This window comes from Brachybacterium sp. SW0106-09, assembly GCF_001293905.1.
Classification (GTDB): Bacteria; Actinomycetota; Actinomycetes; order Actinomycetales; family Dermabacteraceae; genus Brachybacterium; species Brachybacterium conglomeratum.
This window is the reverse complement of the sequence record NZ_BCAK01000005.1, coordinates 51,032-64,950: the sequence shown is the minus strand read 5'-3', so window position 1 is coordinate 64,950 and position 13,919 is coordinate 51,032. Positions and strand designations below refer to the sequence as shown.

At 73.5% G+C, this 13,919-nt stretch carries 14 protein-coding genes; 10 read left to right on the top strand and 4 right to left on the bottom strand.

The genetic code is table 11. The annotated features are described in order from the left end of the window. Nucleotides 1-69: 69 nt before the first annotated feature. Together Y09_RS03775 and Y09_RS03770 are read left to right on the top strand one after the other, a co-directional pair. The gene (locus Y09_RS03775) at nt 70-1,542 is read left to right on the top strand and encodes a histidine kinase (RefSeq protein ID WP_053916306.1); all 1,473 of its coding nucleotides are present in this window, start codon (nt 70-72) and stop codon (nt 1,540-1,542) included. Further along, a complete protein-coding gene (locus Y09_RS03770; RefSeq protein WP_234695618.1) occupies nt 1,527-2,438 on the top strand; it encodes a response regulator transcription factor in 912 nt (303 codons plus the stop codon). Before Y09_RS03775 ends, Y09_RS03770 begins: the two co-directional genes overlap by 16 nt. Before the next feature lie 7 nt (nt 2,439-2,445). Here the strand turns inward: Y09_RS03770 and Y09_RS17435 are convergent, their stop codons facing one another. Then, nucleotides 2,446-2,622: a hypothetical protein gene (locus Y09_RS17435; protein WP_159419632.1), complete on the bottom strand. Its 177-nt coding sequence runs from the start codon at nt 2,620-2,622 to the stop codon at nt 2,446-2,448. Between the two features lie 161 nt (nt 2,623-2,783). Between Y09_RS17435 and Y09_RS03765 the strand changes: the two genes are divergently transcribed. The 6 genes from Y09_RS03765 to Y09_RS18200 all read left to right on the top strand — a co-directional run bounded on the left by Y09_RS03765 (nt 2,784) and on the right by Y09_RS18200 (nt 8,753). Then, nucleotides 2,784-3,515: an AAA family ATPase gene (locus Y09_RS03765; RefSeq protein ID WP_053916305.1), complete on the top strand. Its 732-nt coding sequence runs from the start codon at nt 2,784-2,786 to the stop codon at nt 3,513-3,515. Further along, nucleotides 3,512-4,213: a response regulator transcription factor gene (locus Y09_RS03760; RefSeq protein ID WP_053916304.1), complete on the top strand. Its 702-nt coding sequence runs from the start codon at nt 3,512-3,514 to the stop codon at nt 4,211-4,213. Before Y09_RS03765 ends, Y09_RS03760 begins: the two co-directional genes overlap by 4 nt. Before the next feature lie 139 nt (nt 4,214-4,352). Continuing rightward, nucleotides 4,353-5,273, top strand: coding sequence for an ABC transporter ATP-binding protein (locus Y09_RS03755; RefSeq protein ID WP_053916303.1), 921 nt, complete (start codon nt 4,353-4,355; stop codon nt 5,271-5,273). Further along, entirely contained in the window at nt 5,270-6,052 is a 783-nt protein-coding gene (locus Y09_RS03750) for a hypothetical protein (protein ID WP_053916302.1), read from the top strand. The genes Y09_RS03755 and Y09_RS03750 overlap by 4 nt, the downstream gene beginning before the upstream one ends. Nucleotides 6,053-6,194: 142 nt before the next feature. Next, nucleotides 6,195-7,121 carry a HAMP domain-containing sensor histidine kinase gene (locus Y09_RS03745; RefSeq protein WP_053916301.1) on the top strand — a complete coding sequence of 309 codons (927 nt, stop codon included), beginning with the start codon at nt 6,195-6,197 and terminating at the stop codon, nt 7,119-7,121. Between the two features lie 177 nt (nt 7,122-7,298). Continuing rightward, nucleotides 7,299-8,753, top strand: a complete 1,455-nt coding sequence (locus tag Y09_RS18200) for a hypothetical protein (RefSeq protein WP_371440344.1) — start codon at nt 7,299-7,301, stop codon at nt 8,751-8,753. Nucleotides 8,754-8,774: 21 nt separating this feature from the next. On the opposite strand, the gene Y09_RS03735 is transcribed toward Y09_RS18200, so the two are convergent. Together Y09_RS03735 and Y09_RS03730 are read right to left on the bottom strand one after the other, a co-directional pair. Then, nucleotides 8,775-9,797, bottom strand: a complete 1,023-nt coding sequence (locus Y09_RS03735) for an aldo/keto reductase (protein WP_053916300.1) — start codon at nt 9,795-9,797, stop codon at nt 8,775-8,777. Nucleotides 9,798-10,244: 447 nt separating this feature from the next. Beyond that, a complete protein-coding gene (locus Y09_RS03730) occupies nt 10,245-11,543 on the bottom strand; it encodes a thermonuclease family protein (protein WP_053916383.1) in 1,299 nt (432 codons plus the stop codon). A gap of 147 nt (nt 11,544-11,690) precedes the next feature. On the opposite strand from Y09_RS03730, the gene Y09_RS03725 reads away from it, so the two are divergent. Beyond that, entirely contained in the window at nt 11,691-12,176 is a 486-nt protein-coding gene (locus tag Y09_RS03725; protein WP_053916299.1) for a DUF2087 domain-containing protein, read from the top strand. 126 nt (nt 12,177-12,302) lie between these two features. On the opposite strand, the gene Y09_RS17430 is transcribed toward Y09_RS03725, so the two are convergent. Next, nucleotides 12,303-12,818 carry a hypothetical protein gene (locus Y09_RS17430; protein ID WP_159419631.1) on the bottom strand — a complete coding sequence of 172 codons (516 nt, stop codon included), beginning with the start codon at nt 12,816-12,818 and terminating at the stop codon, nt 12,303-12,305. Nucleotides 12,819-12,907: 89 nt separating this feature from the next. Here Y09_RS17430 and Y09_RS03715 point away from each other — a divergent pair, with 89 nt between their 5' ends. Beyond that, nucleotides 12,908-13,804 (top strand): ornithine cyclodeaminase, encoded by an 897-nt coding sequence (locus tag Y09_RS03715; RefSeq protein ID WP_053916297.1) that lies wholly within the window; start codon nt 12,908-12,910, stop codon nt 13,802-13,804. Nucleotides 13,805-13,919: the final 115 nt, after the last annotated feature.

The following is a 13,919-nucleotide window of genomic DNA, read 5'->3' as shown; positions in this document are numbered from 1 at the left end:
CGGATCCTCCGCACGGAGTCGACCGCACGGACGATCCGGCGAGCCCCGACTCGTCCCTACGCTGGGAACATGACCACGCACCGGCCCGTCGGCCCCGCCACGCCGCAGGAGACGGTCGCGTCGCCCGCCCCCGAGACGCCGCCGGAGACGGCGGCGCCTCTCGAGCCGGGGACGCCGTCGTGGCGCAGCGTGCGCGGCTGGGTGATCGCTGCCCTGCAGACGCTGCTCTGCCTGGGACTCGGCTGCCTGATGTTCGTGGTGGTGCTCGGCGAGCTGCTGTTCGAGTTCGACGACGCCCCGCCCGAGGATCTGTTGGCGATGGTGGCTGTCGACGCGCTGATCGGGGTCGCGGCGACGGTCGTGATCGGCCCGCTGCGCCTCCTGCGCCCGGGCCGGCTTCATGCGACGGCCCACCTGCTGATCACGACCGTAGCCGGGCTGAGCGTGTGGAGCGTGCCTGCGGCAGCGATAGCCCTGTACCGGCTCGGGCTGCGGCGCCGACTGGGGCTGGACGTCGCCGCGGTGGTGCTGCTCGGCGTGGCCGCCATGGCCTGGCTGACGCTCGACATGCGGCTTCGGGGCGACGACGATCCGCGCTACGTCGCCACCGCGCTCGGGGTGATGATCGTCGGCGCCCTCGTGCCGCTGCTGATCGGCCGCGTGGTCGGCACCCGCCACGAGCTGATCCGCACGCTGCGCGAGCGTGCGGACGCGGCTGAGCGCGAGCGCGCCTCCGCTGAGCGGGAGCGGGTCGCGGCGGAACGGGAGCGGGTCGCCGCCGAGCGCGAGCGGGCCGCCGCCGAGCAGGCCCGGTCCTCGGCGGACCAGGCCCGGTGCTCGGCCGAGCAGGCCGGGCTGTCGGCGCAGCGGGAGGCCGACGCCCTGCGGCGCGGCCGCGATGCGGAGAGCGCCCAGGTGCGGGCGGAGGAGCGGGCGGCGCTGGCCCGCGACATGCACGACAGCGTCTCCCACCACCTCGCCTCGATCGCCATGCACGCGGGCGCGATGGCCTATCGCGAGGACCTCGATCCCGCGACGCTGCGCCGCACGGCGCGGACGGTGCGCGACGCCGCCCAGCACGCGAACCGGGAGCTGCGCGAGGTGCTCGTCGCGCTGCGCACCGCCGGTGACCCCGCCGCCGATGACGCCGCGCCGCTCGCCACCGCCCCCACCCTCGAGGAGACGGTGGAGCGGGCGTGGGCCGGTGGACAGGAGGTCTCCCTCGAACTCCACGGGCTGGAGGTGGCCGAGCTCGAACAGCTCGGACGCGGCACCGTCGTCGCGCTCGCCCGCATCCTCGGCGAGGCACTGACCAATGCGGCGAAGCACGCACCGGGCGCCCCGGTCACCGCGCTCCTCGCCCGGCGGGCCGAGCAGGTGACGCTGACCGTCGAGAACCCGCTGACCGGTGAGGCACAGCCCCTCTCGACCGGGCACGGGCTCATCGGTGTCGAGGAGAGAGCGCGCCTGCTCGGCGGCGGGGCCCGCTGGACGCGCACCGAGCACGGCACCTTCGAGATGGAAGCATGGCTGCCATGGTGAACGACGGATCGGGCGCGCACCGAGGCGCCTGCGACAGCAGCGGCACGAACAGCCCGGGCGGCACGGACGGCCCGGGGGACCAGGGCGGCGCGGCCCCGGTGCGGGTGCTGCTGGTGGACGACGAGGCGCTGATGCGCTCCGGCCTGCGCCTGATGATCGACGGGGCACGCGGCATCGAGGTGGTCGGCGAGGCGGCCGACGGGCACGCCGCCCTCGAGCAGACCGCCGCGCTCGGCCCGGACGTGGTGCTGATGGACATCCGCATGCCGCGCATGACCGGGCTCGAGGCCCTCGCGGCGCTGCGCGAGCGCGGCGATCAGGCGCGGGTCGTGATGCTCACCGCCTTCGACACCGACGAGTTCCTGCTCGAGGCGCTGCGCTCCGGGGCGGAGGGCTTTCTGCTCAAGGACTCCCCACCCGAGGAGGTGGTCGAGGCGGTGCTCGCCGCCGCCGCGCAGCGGCCCCGCTTCTCCTCCGAGGTGCTGCGCCGCCTGGTGCGCCTCGCGGCCGTCGGGGGCGCGATCGGCACTCCCGTCGACGGGCCTACACCCGGTTCCTCGGCCAGCAGCGCCGCGACCAGCACCTCCGGCACCGGGATGGGGGCCGGGTCGACCGCAGGGGCGGGCGCTACGTCGGCGGGTTCCCCGTCGGCCGCGGGGGCGGGACCGGCGTCCCCGTCGGCCGAGCCCTGCCCCTCCCCCGCTCCCGAAGGCATCACCGAGCGGGAGTGGGACGTGGCGCGGCTGGTCGCGCAGGGGCTCGCGAACCCGGAGATCGGCGCGAGCCTGTTCATGTCCGTCGCGACGGTGAAGACCCATCTGGGCCGGCTCTACCAGAAGCTGCAGGTCACCAACCGTGTGCAGCTCGCGATCGCGGTGCTCGAGCTGGGCGGCTGAGCGCGCCTCAGTTCATCAGGACGACGGCGGCGAAGGCGACGAGCAGGCACGCGACGCCGAGGCCCCACACCCACGCGGGCACGTTCTTGCTCTTCGAGGTCACGACGGTGGCGTAGAGCGAGATGATCGTCGCGAACATCAGCATGCCGGAGAGCAGGAACAGCAGCACGACGGCGGTGCTCATGCCGCCACCTCCGTGCTCCGCGTCGACGTCGGCATCCGTGGTCCTTCCCTCGCCCTGGCCTGACCCGCCGAATAGTAGTACAGACCTCCCTGACCGGGAACGATGCCACCCGCGACAGAACCCTCGTATCCTGGAGTCCTGATCTCGATGGGGAGGTTGTCATGGACCGGCACGACGGCAGTCCGACCGGGAGCACCGACGCCGAGACGCCCGCCGCGGGCGGGACGCATCGCGCAGCATCGCCCGGGGTCGAGGGCCCGCTCCCGGTGGTCACCCTCTGGGAGCACTTCGGGGCCGGGGCCGACGCGATCGGCCGCGAGGTCGCCCAGCGGCTCGCCCTTCCCTACCATCAGCAGGCCTTCAGCTCCGAGGAGATCGAGTCCGAAGGCCGCGACCGGGGCCCCTCCGCCGAGCAGCAGGCCGCGCAGATCGAGTCCAGCCTCGCGCTCGCGCAGGTGTTCTCCGCGATGGGCGGGATGTACGGCGGGTTCGACGGCCGCGACATCATCGACACCCAGGAGCAGAAGCGCACCCTGATCGCCGAGAACGACGCGACCGTGCACCGCTACGCCGAAGAGGGCGGGGTGATCGTCGGCCGGAACGCCACCGTGCTGCTCGCGGACCGGCCCCGCACCCTCCACGTGCTGCTCACCGCCGATCCGGAGACCCGCATCGCCCGCGCCGCCGAGCGGGCCGGGATCTCCCACGACCGCGCGGCCAGGCGGCAGAAGCGGGAGGACCAGGTGCGGGTGGACATGTCGAAGTCGCTGTACGGCTGGGACCCGAGCGCGGTGGAGAATTACGACATGGTCCTGAACACCTCGCGCCTCTCCCAGGACGCCGCCGTCGAGGCGATCGTCCATGCGGTGACGGGCCCGGGCTCCGCCCGGTGACCGCCTCCCGCGTCCTCGTCGTCGAGGACTCCCCCGATGTCCGCGCCCTGCTCGTCGAGGCCCTACGCGACGAGGGGCACGAGGTGATCACCGCCGCCGACGGGCTCGCCGCCCGCGCCGCCCTCGCCCCGGACGGCGAGGCGTCGGACGTCGACCTGGTGTTGCTGGACCTGATGCTCCCGCACGTGGACGGGTCGGTGCTGCTGGCGGAGATCCGCCGCGCGGGCGAGGTGCCGGTGCTGGTGCTGTCCGCGAAGGACGCCGTCTACACCAAGGTGGACATGCTGCGCCTGGGCGCCGACGACTACGTGACCAAGCCCTTCGACCTCGCCGAGCTCACCGCCCGCATCGAGGCGCTGCTGCGCCGCTCCGCCCCGCGCGCCGCAGCGGAGACCGCACCGCTGGTCCACGGGCCGCTCTCCCTCGACCCCGCGACCGCGCGCGTGCAACTGGACGGGGCCGAGGTCGCGCTGACCGCGACCGAGCTGCGGCTGCTGCACCTGCTGCTGGCCTCGCCGGGGCAGGTCTTCTCCCGGCCCCGGATCTACGAGGCGGTGTGGGAGGAGCCGTTCGTCGGCGACGACGCGGCGGTGAAGACCCACATCTCGAACCTGCGCGGCAAGCTGCGCGAGGCCGTGCCGGCGCTGGACCCGATCGAGACCGTGTGGGGGCTCGGGTACCGGCTGCGCGCGCTCTGACCCTTCGGTCGGGGCATCTGCGCCGTCGGCCGCGCCGATCTTCACGCTTTCCTGACCTTCTCCGCCCCGCTCCTCACGCCTGCCCGACCTCTTCTCCGTAGCGTCGTCCCCGACACCACGAGCCAGAAGGGAGCCCGGCATGAGCGAGACCGTCCTGAGAACCCGGGACCTCACCAAGCGCTACGGCGACCACGCCGCCGTGCACGCGATGAGCATCCGCCTCGAGCGCGGGCGGATCTACGGGCTGATCGGCCGCAACGGCGCCGGCAAGACCACGCTGATGCGCCTGATCGCGGGCCTGTCGATCCCGAGCTCCGGGAGCATCGAGCTGTTCGGCGCCGACGCCGAGCGCCCCCGCACCGCGGACCTCTCCCGCATCGGCACCCTCATCGAGTCCCCGTCCCTGCACGGCGGGATGACCGCACGGCAGAACATGCACCTGCACCGCCTGCTGCGCGGCGTGCCCGACCCCGGCGTCGAGGAGCGCCTGCTCGAGCTCGTGGGCCTCGCCGGGACGGGCCGGAAGAAGGTCCGCGACTTCTCCCTCGGCATGCGCCAGCGGCTCGGGATCGCCCTCGCCCTGATCGCGGACCCGGAGCTGCTGATCCTCGACGAGCCCGTCAACGGCCTGGACCCGCAGGGCGTGGTCGAGGTGCGGCGCCTGGTGCGCTCGCTGGCGGAGGAGCGCGGGATGACCGTGCTGATCTCCAGCCACAACCTGCCCGAGCTGTTCCAGACCGCGACCGACTACCTCATCGTCGAGGGCGGCGAGCTGCGCATGACCCTCACCCTCGAGGAGCTCGAGGCCCAGACCCAGCAGTACCTCGAGGTCGCCGCCGTCGATCCCGCCGCCCTGCTCACCGCCCTCGAGGAGGCGTATCCGGAGGCGGAGGCGCGGGTCATGCCCGGCGGGACCGTGCGCCTGCCCCACCACGCCGACCGCGCCGAGCAGGTGCTGCGCACCCTCGTCGCCGCCGACGTGTGGCCCACCCGCCTGGCCCGCGAAGGCGAGAGCCTCGAATCGTTCTTCCTGTCCGTGATCGGAGGAGAGAGAGCATGATCAACCAGCTGCGCGCAGACCTCTACGCCATCGGCCGCACCGGCCCCGTCCTGATCTGCCTCGCCGTCGCCGTGCTCGCCGCGGCGCTGTACACCGTGCTGCAGCACAGCCTCGCCGCCGGCGACCTCGGCCCCGAGGCGGCCAGCGGCGTGCAGGTGCTCAGCGACGCGCTGATGGTCTCGCTGATGGGGCCGCTGCTGTTCGGGGCGCTGGTCGCCCAGCCCTTCGAGACCAAGTCCGTGCACGACTCCCTGCTCGCCTCCGGGCGCGGCGCGTTCGTCGGCGCGAAGACGGTGCTGACCGCCGCGGCCGTGACCGCCCTGTCCCTCCCCTACGGGGTGGCGGTGCTGATCGGGCTGGCGACCGAGCAGGAGTTCGCCCCGGCGATCCCCACCGCGTTCTCGCAGCTGCTCGCCGCCGGCGGCGGTCTCGACGGCGGCCGCGTGGGCGAGATCCTCGCGATCACCGTGGCCATGGCCGTGCTGACCACGGCGAAGCTGTCGGTGTGCCTGCCGCTCGCGTTCGTGCTGCGTCGCCCGCTGGTGGTGATGGCGATCGGCTTCGTGTGGGGTTTCCTCGCGGACCTGATCGGCTCCACCGCGGCCGACGTCGAGGGCCTCGCCGCGCTCGTGCGCCTGACCCCGTTCGCCCGCGACCACGTGCCGGGCCTCGACTCCACCGGCGGCGACCTGGTGGGCACCCTCGCCGTCTCGCTCGTGTTCATCGCGCTGATGGGGCTGGTGTCCTGGCTGATCTTCCGGCGGGCCGACGTGAAGTGACGACCGGGCCTGACGCATCGCCCTGTGGCGTCGCCGCCTGAGGGCGGCCGCGTGCGGGGCGGGTGCGTGCGGGGCGGGCGCGTGCGGGGCGGGTCTGGGATCATGGCGGGGCCCGCCCCGATCCGTCGACCAGGGAGGCCCGATGACGGTTCTGCTCGTGGTCCTCGCCGTGCTCTGGCTGGGCACCGCCGCCTATCTCGTGGTGGTGCTGCGGCAGATCGCGGTGGTGCGGCGCCGGCTCGAGGAGCGCGCCGGGCAGGAGTCCCCCTCCGCCGTGACCCTCGCACTCGTGGTCCCTCAGCTCGAGCAGCTCACCGCCCGGGTCAACGAGGCCGTGGAGCAGGCCCGACAGGCCTCGACCCGCACCCGCGCCGAGGAGCGGCGCATCCGCTCCTTCATCGCGGACGTCTCCCATGACCTGCGCACCCCGCTGACCTCGGTGCGCGGCTACCTCCAGCTGCTGGAGCGCACCGATCTCGACGCCGTCCAGCGCGAGCGCCTCGCCGCCGCGCATCGCCAGACCGTCGAGCTCGGCGCCCTGGTGGACCGTCTGTACGAGTACGCCTACCTGCTGGACGTCGAGCCGCGTCAGGAGCTCGAGCGTCTCGACGTCGGCCTGCTGGTGGGCGAGGTGCTGCTGGGCATGAGCGGCGAGATCGAGGGCGCGGGTCTCGAGGTGGAGCTCGATCCGCCGACGGGGCTCGTGCTCGCCACCGACCGCGAGATGCTCACCCGCATCGTGCAGAACCTGGGCCGCAACGCCGTCCAGCACGGCCGCGGGACGCTCGCCGTGGAGGTCGCGGCGTGGGGCGGGGCGGAGGATGGGGCCGAACTGCGGTTCCGCAACGGGGTCGCGCCGGACGCCGCGATCGACACCGCACGCCTGTTCGACCGCTTCTTCACGGCCGACGCCTCCCGCTCCGCACGCAGCAGCGGGCTGGGCCTCTCGATCGTCGAGGTGCTGGTCACGGGTCTCGGCGGCACGGTCTCCGCCGCGCACGACCCGGTCGCGGCGACGCTCGAGATCCGTGCGCGGATCCCATCGGCCGAGGCGCCGTCGACGCGCTGACCTCTGCCCCTCCCCGACTGCACTCGCGACCACGCCATGTTGTGGAGCGCTGTGTTCCAGACTTGGAACGCAGCGCTCCACAACATGGCGGCGCTGGGGCGGAACGGGCGTGCTGCGCGACCTCGCGTGCGGGATACCCCCGTGCCCCGTCACCGCGGCGCCGATAGCCTCCCGTCCATGCCTGCCGCGCCAGCCCCCGACTCACCGTCCCCGCGCATGCGCCTCCCCTCCACACTCGACGCCGTCGGCCCCGAGACCCACTACAGCGAGGTGGAGCGGATGCTGCGCGGCGAGGGCTGGACACCCTGCGGCACCGGCGACTGGGCCTTCGCGCTCGCCTCCCCGGACGGCACGATGGCGGCCCGGATCAGCCCCTTCGACCCCGTCGGTCCGTTCACCGCGCAGCTCTACGCGGAGGCGGCCGCGACCGGCGCCGTGCCCCGCCTGGACCTGCACCGCCGCCTCGCCGGAGGCGCGGACCTGCTGGTCATGGAGTTCCTGGAGCCCATCGGCGAGGAAGAGGCGAAGGCGTTCTTCGGCCGGGTGCGCGACGGGGGCGGCGAGCTCGCAGAGCTCGCCGCGATCGTGCACCGGATCCATGCGGCGGCGCTCGAGGAGCTGCCCTGGTGCGGTCCGCTGGATGCGAACCCGTCGAACGTGATGCGCGGGGCCGACGGGCGCCTGGTGCTGATCGATCCGTTCTACGCCGACGGCCCCGCCCTGTACGGCATGGCGCAGGAGGATCCGGACCGGTTCGTCACCACGCTCCCGCCGGAGCAGCGCCGGCACCTCACCGAGATCCCGCTCGGCTGCTCCGGGCCCTGGCCGGAGGCGGAGCGGGAGGCGCTGCGGGCCCAGCTGCAGCGAGCCGACCGGGAGCGTCCGGCCGAGGACCTGATCGCCGAGGCCGCGGCGGCCGACGTGGACGGATGGGGCTTCGACTGGCTCACTGGCCGCGCCACCGAGGAGCGTCCCGAGTGGGGCTACGCGCGTCTGCTCGCGCGCGCCGTGGCCGGCGCGGAGGTGGCGATCGACCTCGACACCGGCGGCGGGGAGGTGCTCGGCGGGTGCCCGCGCCTGGCCCGCGATCAGCACGTCACGGAGTCCTGGCCGCCGAACGCGGAGCGCGCGAGGCGACGGCTCGGCCCGCGCGGGGTGATCGTGCACGAGACCGCGCCCGGTGCCCCTATCCCGCTGCCCGACGGCGCCGCGGACCTGGTCACCTCCCGCCATCCCGTCACCCCGGACTGGCCGGAGATCGTCCGCGTGCTCGCACCGGGCGGGCAGTACCTGGCCCAGCATGTCGGCCCCGGCTCCGCCTTCGAGCTGATCGAGGCGGTGCACGGCCCGACCACCGAGGCGCAGCGTCGCGGGCGCCATCCGGACGACGAGGTCGCCGCGGCGGAGGCGGCGGGACTGGAGATCCTCGAGCGGCGCGAGGCGCGGCTGCGGATGGAGTTCTTCGACATCGGCGCGGTCGCCTGGATCCTGCGCAAGTGCCCGTGGTGGGTGCCGGGCTTCGGGGGCGACACCCACCGCGAGCAGCTGCTCGAGGTGGACCGGATCATCCGCCGCGACGGCGCCTTCGTCGCCCACTCGACCAGGCACCTGCTGCGCGCGCGGAGGCGGTGAGTCCCGCCCACCCCGTCGGCCTCAGCGGTTCCTGGCTCCCGCGCCGAGGGTGGACTCCCCCGGGGCGAGCGCGCCGACGACCCTGTGCGGGACGTAGGGCGCCTCGAGCGCGGCGATCTCGTCGGCCGTGAGCTCGAGGTCGAGCGCGCCGAGCGCCCCGTCGATGTGCGAGGTCCTGGTCGCGCCGATGATCGGGGAGACGACCGGGTTCTTCGCGAGCAGCCAGGCCAGCGCCACGTGGACGCGCTCCACGCCGCGGTCTGCGGCGATCTTCGCGACCTGCTCGACGATGGCGCGGTCGGTGTCCTCGGTAGTGTCGTACTTCGACTTCGCCGTCTGGTCGGTGCGGGCCCGCTCGGTGTCCGCGTCCCAGTCGCGGGTGAGGCGGCCGGCGGCGAGCGGGCTGTACGGCGTGGAGGCGACGCCGAGCTCGCGCAGCAGCGGCATCATCTCCCGCTCCTCCTCGCGGTAGAGGAGGTTGTAGTGGTTCTGCATCGAGACGAACTTCGTCCAGCCGTTCACCTCGGCGACGTGCTGCGCCTGCAGGAACTGCCAGGCGAACATGGCCGAGGCCCCGAGGTAGCGGACCTTCCCCGAGCGGACCAGGTCATCCAGCGCCTGCATCGTCTCCTCGATCGGGACGGTGTGGTCCCAGCGATGGATGATGTACAGGTCGATGTAGTCGGTGCCGAGCCGGCGCAGGCTCGCCTCCGCCTCGGCGAGGATCGCCTTGCGGGAGAGCCCGCCGCCGTTGGGCCCCTCGTGCATCGTCCCGTGCACCTTCGTGGCCAGCACGATCTCGTCGCGGTTCGCGTAGTCGACCAGGGCCTTGCCCACGATCTCCTCGCTGCGGCCGATCGAGTACACGTTCGCGGTGTCGAAGAAGTTGATGCCTGCGTCGAGGGCGTGCTTGATGACGGGGCGGGAGTCGTCCTCCTCCAGGACCCACTTGTGGACCCAGCGCTCGGCGCTGCCGAAACCCATCGTGCCCAGGCACAGCCGCGACACGTCCAGTCCGGTGCGGCCCAGCTTCACGTGCTCCATGCGGTGCTCCTCCTGCTGCGATGATGCGGGCGTCGCCCGCCCGACGAGTCCATGCTGGCCTGTGATCCGCCGGGGTGGGAGGACCTGTCAGAGCACCCCTCCCGCGGCCGACGAACAACGCCCCGCTGCCCGCCCGGTCGACGAGACATACCGCAGCCGGCCCAGTTGTTCGACGTCCGGTACCAAAAAAGCGGTACGGGACGTCGAACAACTCCGGATGCGGGCCCGGACAGCGCCGTCGCAGACGCACGGCAGAGCTCCGCTATGGCGATCCCGGAGTTCTTCGACGAAACGTGCCACGGCCTGACCAGTTGTTCGACGGGCGGTACCAGAAAAGCGGTACCGGAGGTCGAACAACTGCGCCACACCGCGTCGCAGGTGGTACCGGAGGTCGGACAAATCCTCTCGACACCCCGCCGTCCGCCGCGCCGCGCTGTCAGCAGCCGGTCAGCTGCACTTGCGGAAGGTCTTGCCGCCGGGCATGCCGTAGCGCTTGCCGGTGTAGCCGCCGTCGTCCGAGTAGGGGATCTCCGGGCCGTAGGGCTCACAGCCGGACTTCCCGCCACCGGACTTCCCGCTGCCCGAGCTGCCGCCGCCGGACGAGTCACCGCCGGAAGCGCCGCCGCCCGAGTTGCCGCCGGAGTTCGAACCGCCAGAGCTCGAGGACCCGCCGCCGGAGCCCGATCCGTCCCTGCTGCGTCCGTCGGACCCCGATCCCGAGCCGCCGGAACTGGACTTCCCGTCGGACCCCGAGCCGCTGCCGCTGCCCGAGCTCGTCGCTCCGGATCCCTCCTCGTCGGACGGCACTGCGGCCGGCGCCGCCTCCCGCTCGCGACGCTCCTGCTCCTCGCGCTCCTGGCGCTCCCGTTCCTCGCGCTCCTTCTGCTCGCGCAGCCGCTGCTGCTCCTCATCCCAGTCGTCCTTGAGGCCCTGCACCCGGTCTCGCCCGTCGACGGCGCGCTCGCGCACCTCATCGGCGGCCTCCCGCTGCCCGTCGAGGAAGGGGGCGGCCAGCGGCAGGGCGAGAACCGCGTTCGGGCCGGTCGCGAGCACGTCCGCGTCGAGGGCGTCGACGAGCGCCTCCGCGTCCTCGACCAGCGTCGTCGCGTCGGCGAGCGCCTGGGCGGGGTCGCCCGCGACCGTCTGCGGGATCTCGTCGGCCGCGGCGCCGAGGGACTCGACCTGTGCGGGGACGGTGCACTCGGTCGCGGCGGAGAAGAGGCCGAGCCCCTCGGACTGCGCGGTCGCCGCGGCCTCCTCGACCTCGGGCAGGAAGCGGTCGTTGGGCTCGAAGTAGACCGGCACGCCGAGTCCCTCCACGGCGATCTCGGCGTTCACCAGCGAGCCCGACTCGTACACACCCGCGAGGGTGCGGTCGTAGCGGTCCAGCCGCTCCTCGTCGTACTCGAGCTCGATCTCGGTGCCGGCCGGTAGCCGCTCGGCGAGGAAATCCGTCGCCTCGGGGCCCAGGCACTGCACGGGCAGGTCGGGGTGCTTCGTCTCGGGGGTGTCGATGTTGAGCAGGCGGATCGTGGTCTCCTCCCCGGCGACGACCGCGACCAGGGTGTCGCCGTCGACCACGCGCACCACGGTCCCCTCGCCGCTGCCGTCGTCGCAGCCGGTGAGCAGGCTCCCCGCGAGCAGGGCGCCGAGGGCGAGGCCCAGGCTCCGCGCACGCAGCGGCCGACGCCCCTCCTCTCCGACGCTCGCGATCCGACCCCGACGCGACCCGCTGGACCTGCCCATGACCACCTGATTCGTTCCTCTCAAGAGCACCTGCTCGTCAATGCTTGAAGCATCTCCGACCGGTGCGAACCGCACCTCGGAAAGACGCCCAGTCACCGAGATCACACGGGGTCGTGCCACCCTGGAGCGAGCCGCGAAGGAGGACCCATGACCACCGCCCCCGACCACCCCGCCGAGCTGGGCCGCGCCCGGCAGCTCGTCGCGATGCTCTCCGCCGAGAAGCTGCGCCGCGGACTCGGACGCCTGCTCACCGGGGACGGACCGGCCGAGGACCCCTCGGCGCGCGGGCCGCTCTCGCGCCTGGACTGGCTCGGCGAGGCCGGCACGGCGGACGTCCCGGCGCTGCGTCGGATCGCGGACTCGCTCGCGCTGATGCGCTCGGACAAGGCGATCCTCGAGGTGCCGCGGCTGGACGGCATCCCGGTGAAGACCGAGGAGTCCCGCGAGGTCAGCGGCCGGATCGCGCGGATCGTGTTCGAGCGGGTCGGGTCGGCGCGCAGCCTCGGCGAGGCGGAGCTGAACGCCGCGATCGCGATGTTCGCGGCCGATGTGGCGCTCGTCCGGCGCGACGCCGTGGACTCGGGCGTGCTGGAGCGCTCGGCCGACGGCGCCTGGTACCGCCTGGCCGGCTGACCTCGCAGCCGTCTGATCCGTCGGCCGCGCAGCCGACCTGCTCAGCGCCGTCCCGGCCCGTCGACCGACCGGCTAGGCGCCGTCCCGGCCCGTCGGCCGACCGACTCTCCGCCCGGCCGGCCGCGGCTACTTCCGGAAGGACTTGATCACGTTGGCCAGCATCGGAACCAGCACCACGAGGGCGATCCACCCGAAGCTGAAGTTGTCGCGGAAGAACCCGTTCCTGGCGAAGAACCCGAAGAAGATGACGAGGAACACGACGATCGGGATCGCCTTGACCAGGGCCTTGCCCACCTCGGCCGCCCGATTGCGGACCTCGGGATCGGGCCGGCCGCCGGACTCCCACTCCTCGTACCGGCGCTCGGCCCTCTCACGAGCGTCGTCCCCGAACTCGCCGAAGCGCGGCCCGGAATGCTGCGGGGCCGGGGAGTTCGGGCCGAAGTCCTGGTCAGCGCGGCGGGACGAGCTGCGCGAGTCGAAGTCCGAGGACCAGGTGCTGTCCCCGCTCGGAAGCGGCCCGGACCTGCTCTCCCCCGTCCCGGCACCGTCCGCCCCCGTGCCCGGTCCCCCGCGGTCCTTGCCCCCGAGCCACGACGGATCCCCGCCCGGCCCGTGCTCGTCGTTCCCCCACCGATTCATCATGTTCACAGGGTAGACATTCTTCGCACGACGGTCGCCCCGGTCCCGCACCCCGAACGCGGCACGGACCCGCCCCGCGATACCGTCGAGGCGTGATCCACCTCGACGACGCCCAGGTCAGCACGCTCCTCCCCACCCCGGCCGATCAGGTCGCACTCATGCGCGAGGCGCTGCTCGCCCTCGCCGACGGCTCCGCCTCGGTGACGCCGAAGACCCAGGTCGTCCACGAGGAGGGCGGCTTCGCCAACGCGATGCCCGCCGCCTGGCAGGAGCGCGGGCTGCTGGGCATCAAGTGGGTGACGGTCACCCCGTCGAACCGCGCGCGGGGCCGGGAGATGATCGGCGGGCTGATGGTGCTCTCCGCGGCCGACGGCTCGACCCGCGCCACGATGGACGCCGCCGAGCTCACCGCCCAGCGCACCGCGGCCGTGACCGGCGCGAGCCTTGCGCTGGACGACCGGCCGATCACCTTCGTCGGCACCGGTGTGCAGACCCGATCCCACGCCCGGGTGATCGAGGCGCTGGGTCGGGGCCCTCTGGCCGTGTGGGGCCGCCGCCCCGAGGCCCTCCGGGAGCTCGCCGCCTGGTGCGCCGAGCACACGCCCGGCCTCGAGCTGCGCACCACGACCAACCGGGCCGAGGCGCTCGCAGGCGCGGGCGTCGTGATCAGCGGCCTGCCGATCGGGCTGACCGATGCGGCGCTGCGCCCGGGCGACGTCGCCGCCGACGCGACGCTGCTGCCGATCGACTACGCCTCTGTCGCGGGCGCCGAGATCTCCCGCACCGGCACGGTCGTCGCCGACGACGCGGAGCAGTTCGAGTCGCTGCGGCCGCTGAAGCACGGCGAGGACTACCCCCGGGCGACCGGGTCGACCGGCGACCTGCTGCGGGACGGTCGCCCGGGCGGCCTGGTCGTCGCGCAGAACCTCGGCTCCGGCCTCGGCGACGTGGTGCTCGCCGACGCCGTCGCCCGCGCCGCCGGGGCCTGACCTCCACGACGCCGGCGGCCCGGTGCGGCGCGACCTCCGGGCATCTCCGATCGACCGCCCCACACTCCCGAGACTTCCCTCGCCTGCTCCTCCCACGTGGAGCGGGCACGTCAGG

Coding starts and splice junctions, on each gene's coding strand:
- Y09_RS03735 (WP_053916300.1), bottom strand. CDS start 9,797: ATGGAGCACGTGAAGCTGGGCCGCACCGGACTGGACGTGTCGCGGCTG.
- Y09_RS17435 (WP_159419632.1), bottom strand. CDS start 2,622: ATGAGCACCGCCGTCGTGCTGCTGTTCCTGCTCTCCGGCATGCTGATG.
- Y09_RS03745 (WP_053916301.1), top strand. CDS start 6,195: ATGACGGTTCTGCTCGTGGTCCTCGCCGTGCTCTGGCTGGGCACCGCC.
- Y09_RS03770 (WP_234695618.1), top strand. CDS start 1,527: ATGGCTGCCATGGTGAACGACGGATCGGGCGCGCACCGAGGCGCCTGC.
- Y09_RS03765 (WP_053916305.1), top strand. CDS start 2,784: ATGGACCGGCACGACGGCAGTCCGACCGGGAGCACCGACGCCGAGACG.
- Y09_RS03755 (WP_053916303.1), top strand. CDS start 4,353: ATGAGCGAGACCGTCCTGAGAACCCGGGACCTCACCAAGCGCTACGGC.
- Y09_RS18200 (WP_371440344.1), top strand. CDS start 7,299: ATGCCTGCCGCGCCAGCCCCCGACTCACCGTCCCCGCGCATGCGCCTC.
- Y09_RS17430 (WP_159419631.1), bottom strand. CDS start 12,818: ATGATGAATCGGTGGGGGAACGACGAGCACGGGCCGGGCGGGGATCCG.
- Y09_RS03775 (WP_053916306.1), top strand. CDS start 70: ATGACCACGCACCGGCCCGTCGGCCCCGCCACGCCGCAGGAGACGGTC.
- Y09_RS03725 (WP_053916299.1), top strand. CDS start 11,691: ATGACCACCGCCCCCGACCACCCCGCCGAGCTGGGCCGCGCCCGGCAG.
- Y09_RS03750 (WP_053916302.1), top strand. CDS start 5,270: ATGATCAACCAGCTGCGCGCAGACCTCTACGCCATCGGCCGCACCGGC.
- Y09_RS03730 (WP_053916383.1), bottom strand. CDS start 11,543: ATGGGCAGGTCCAGCGGGTCGCGTCGGGGTCGGATCGCGAGCGTCGGA.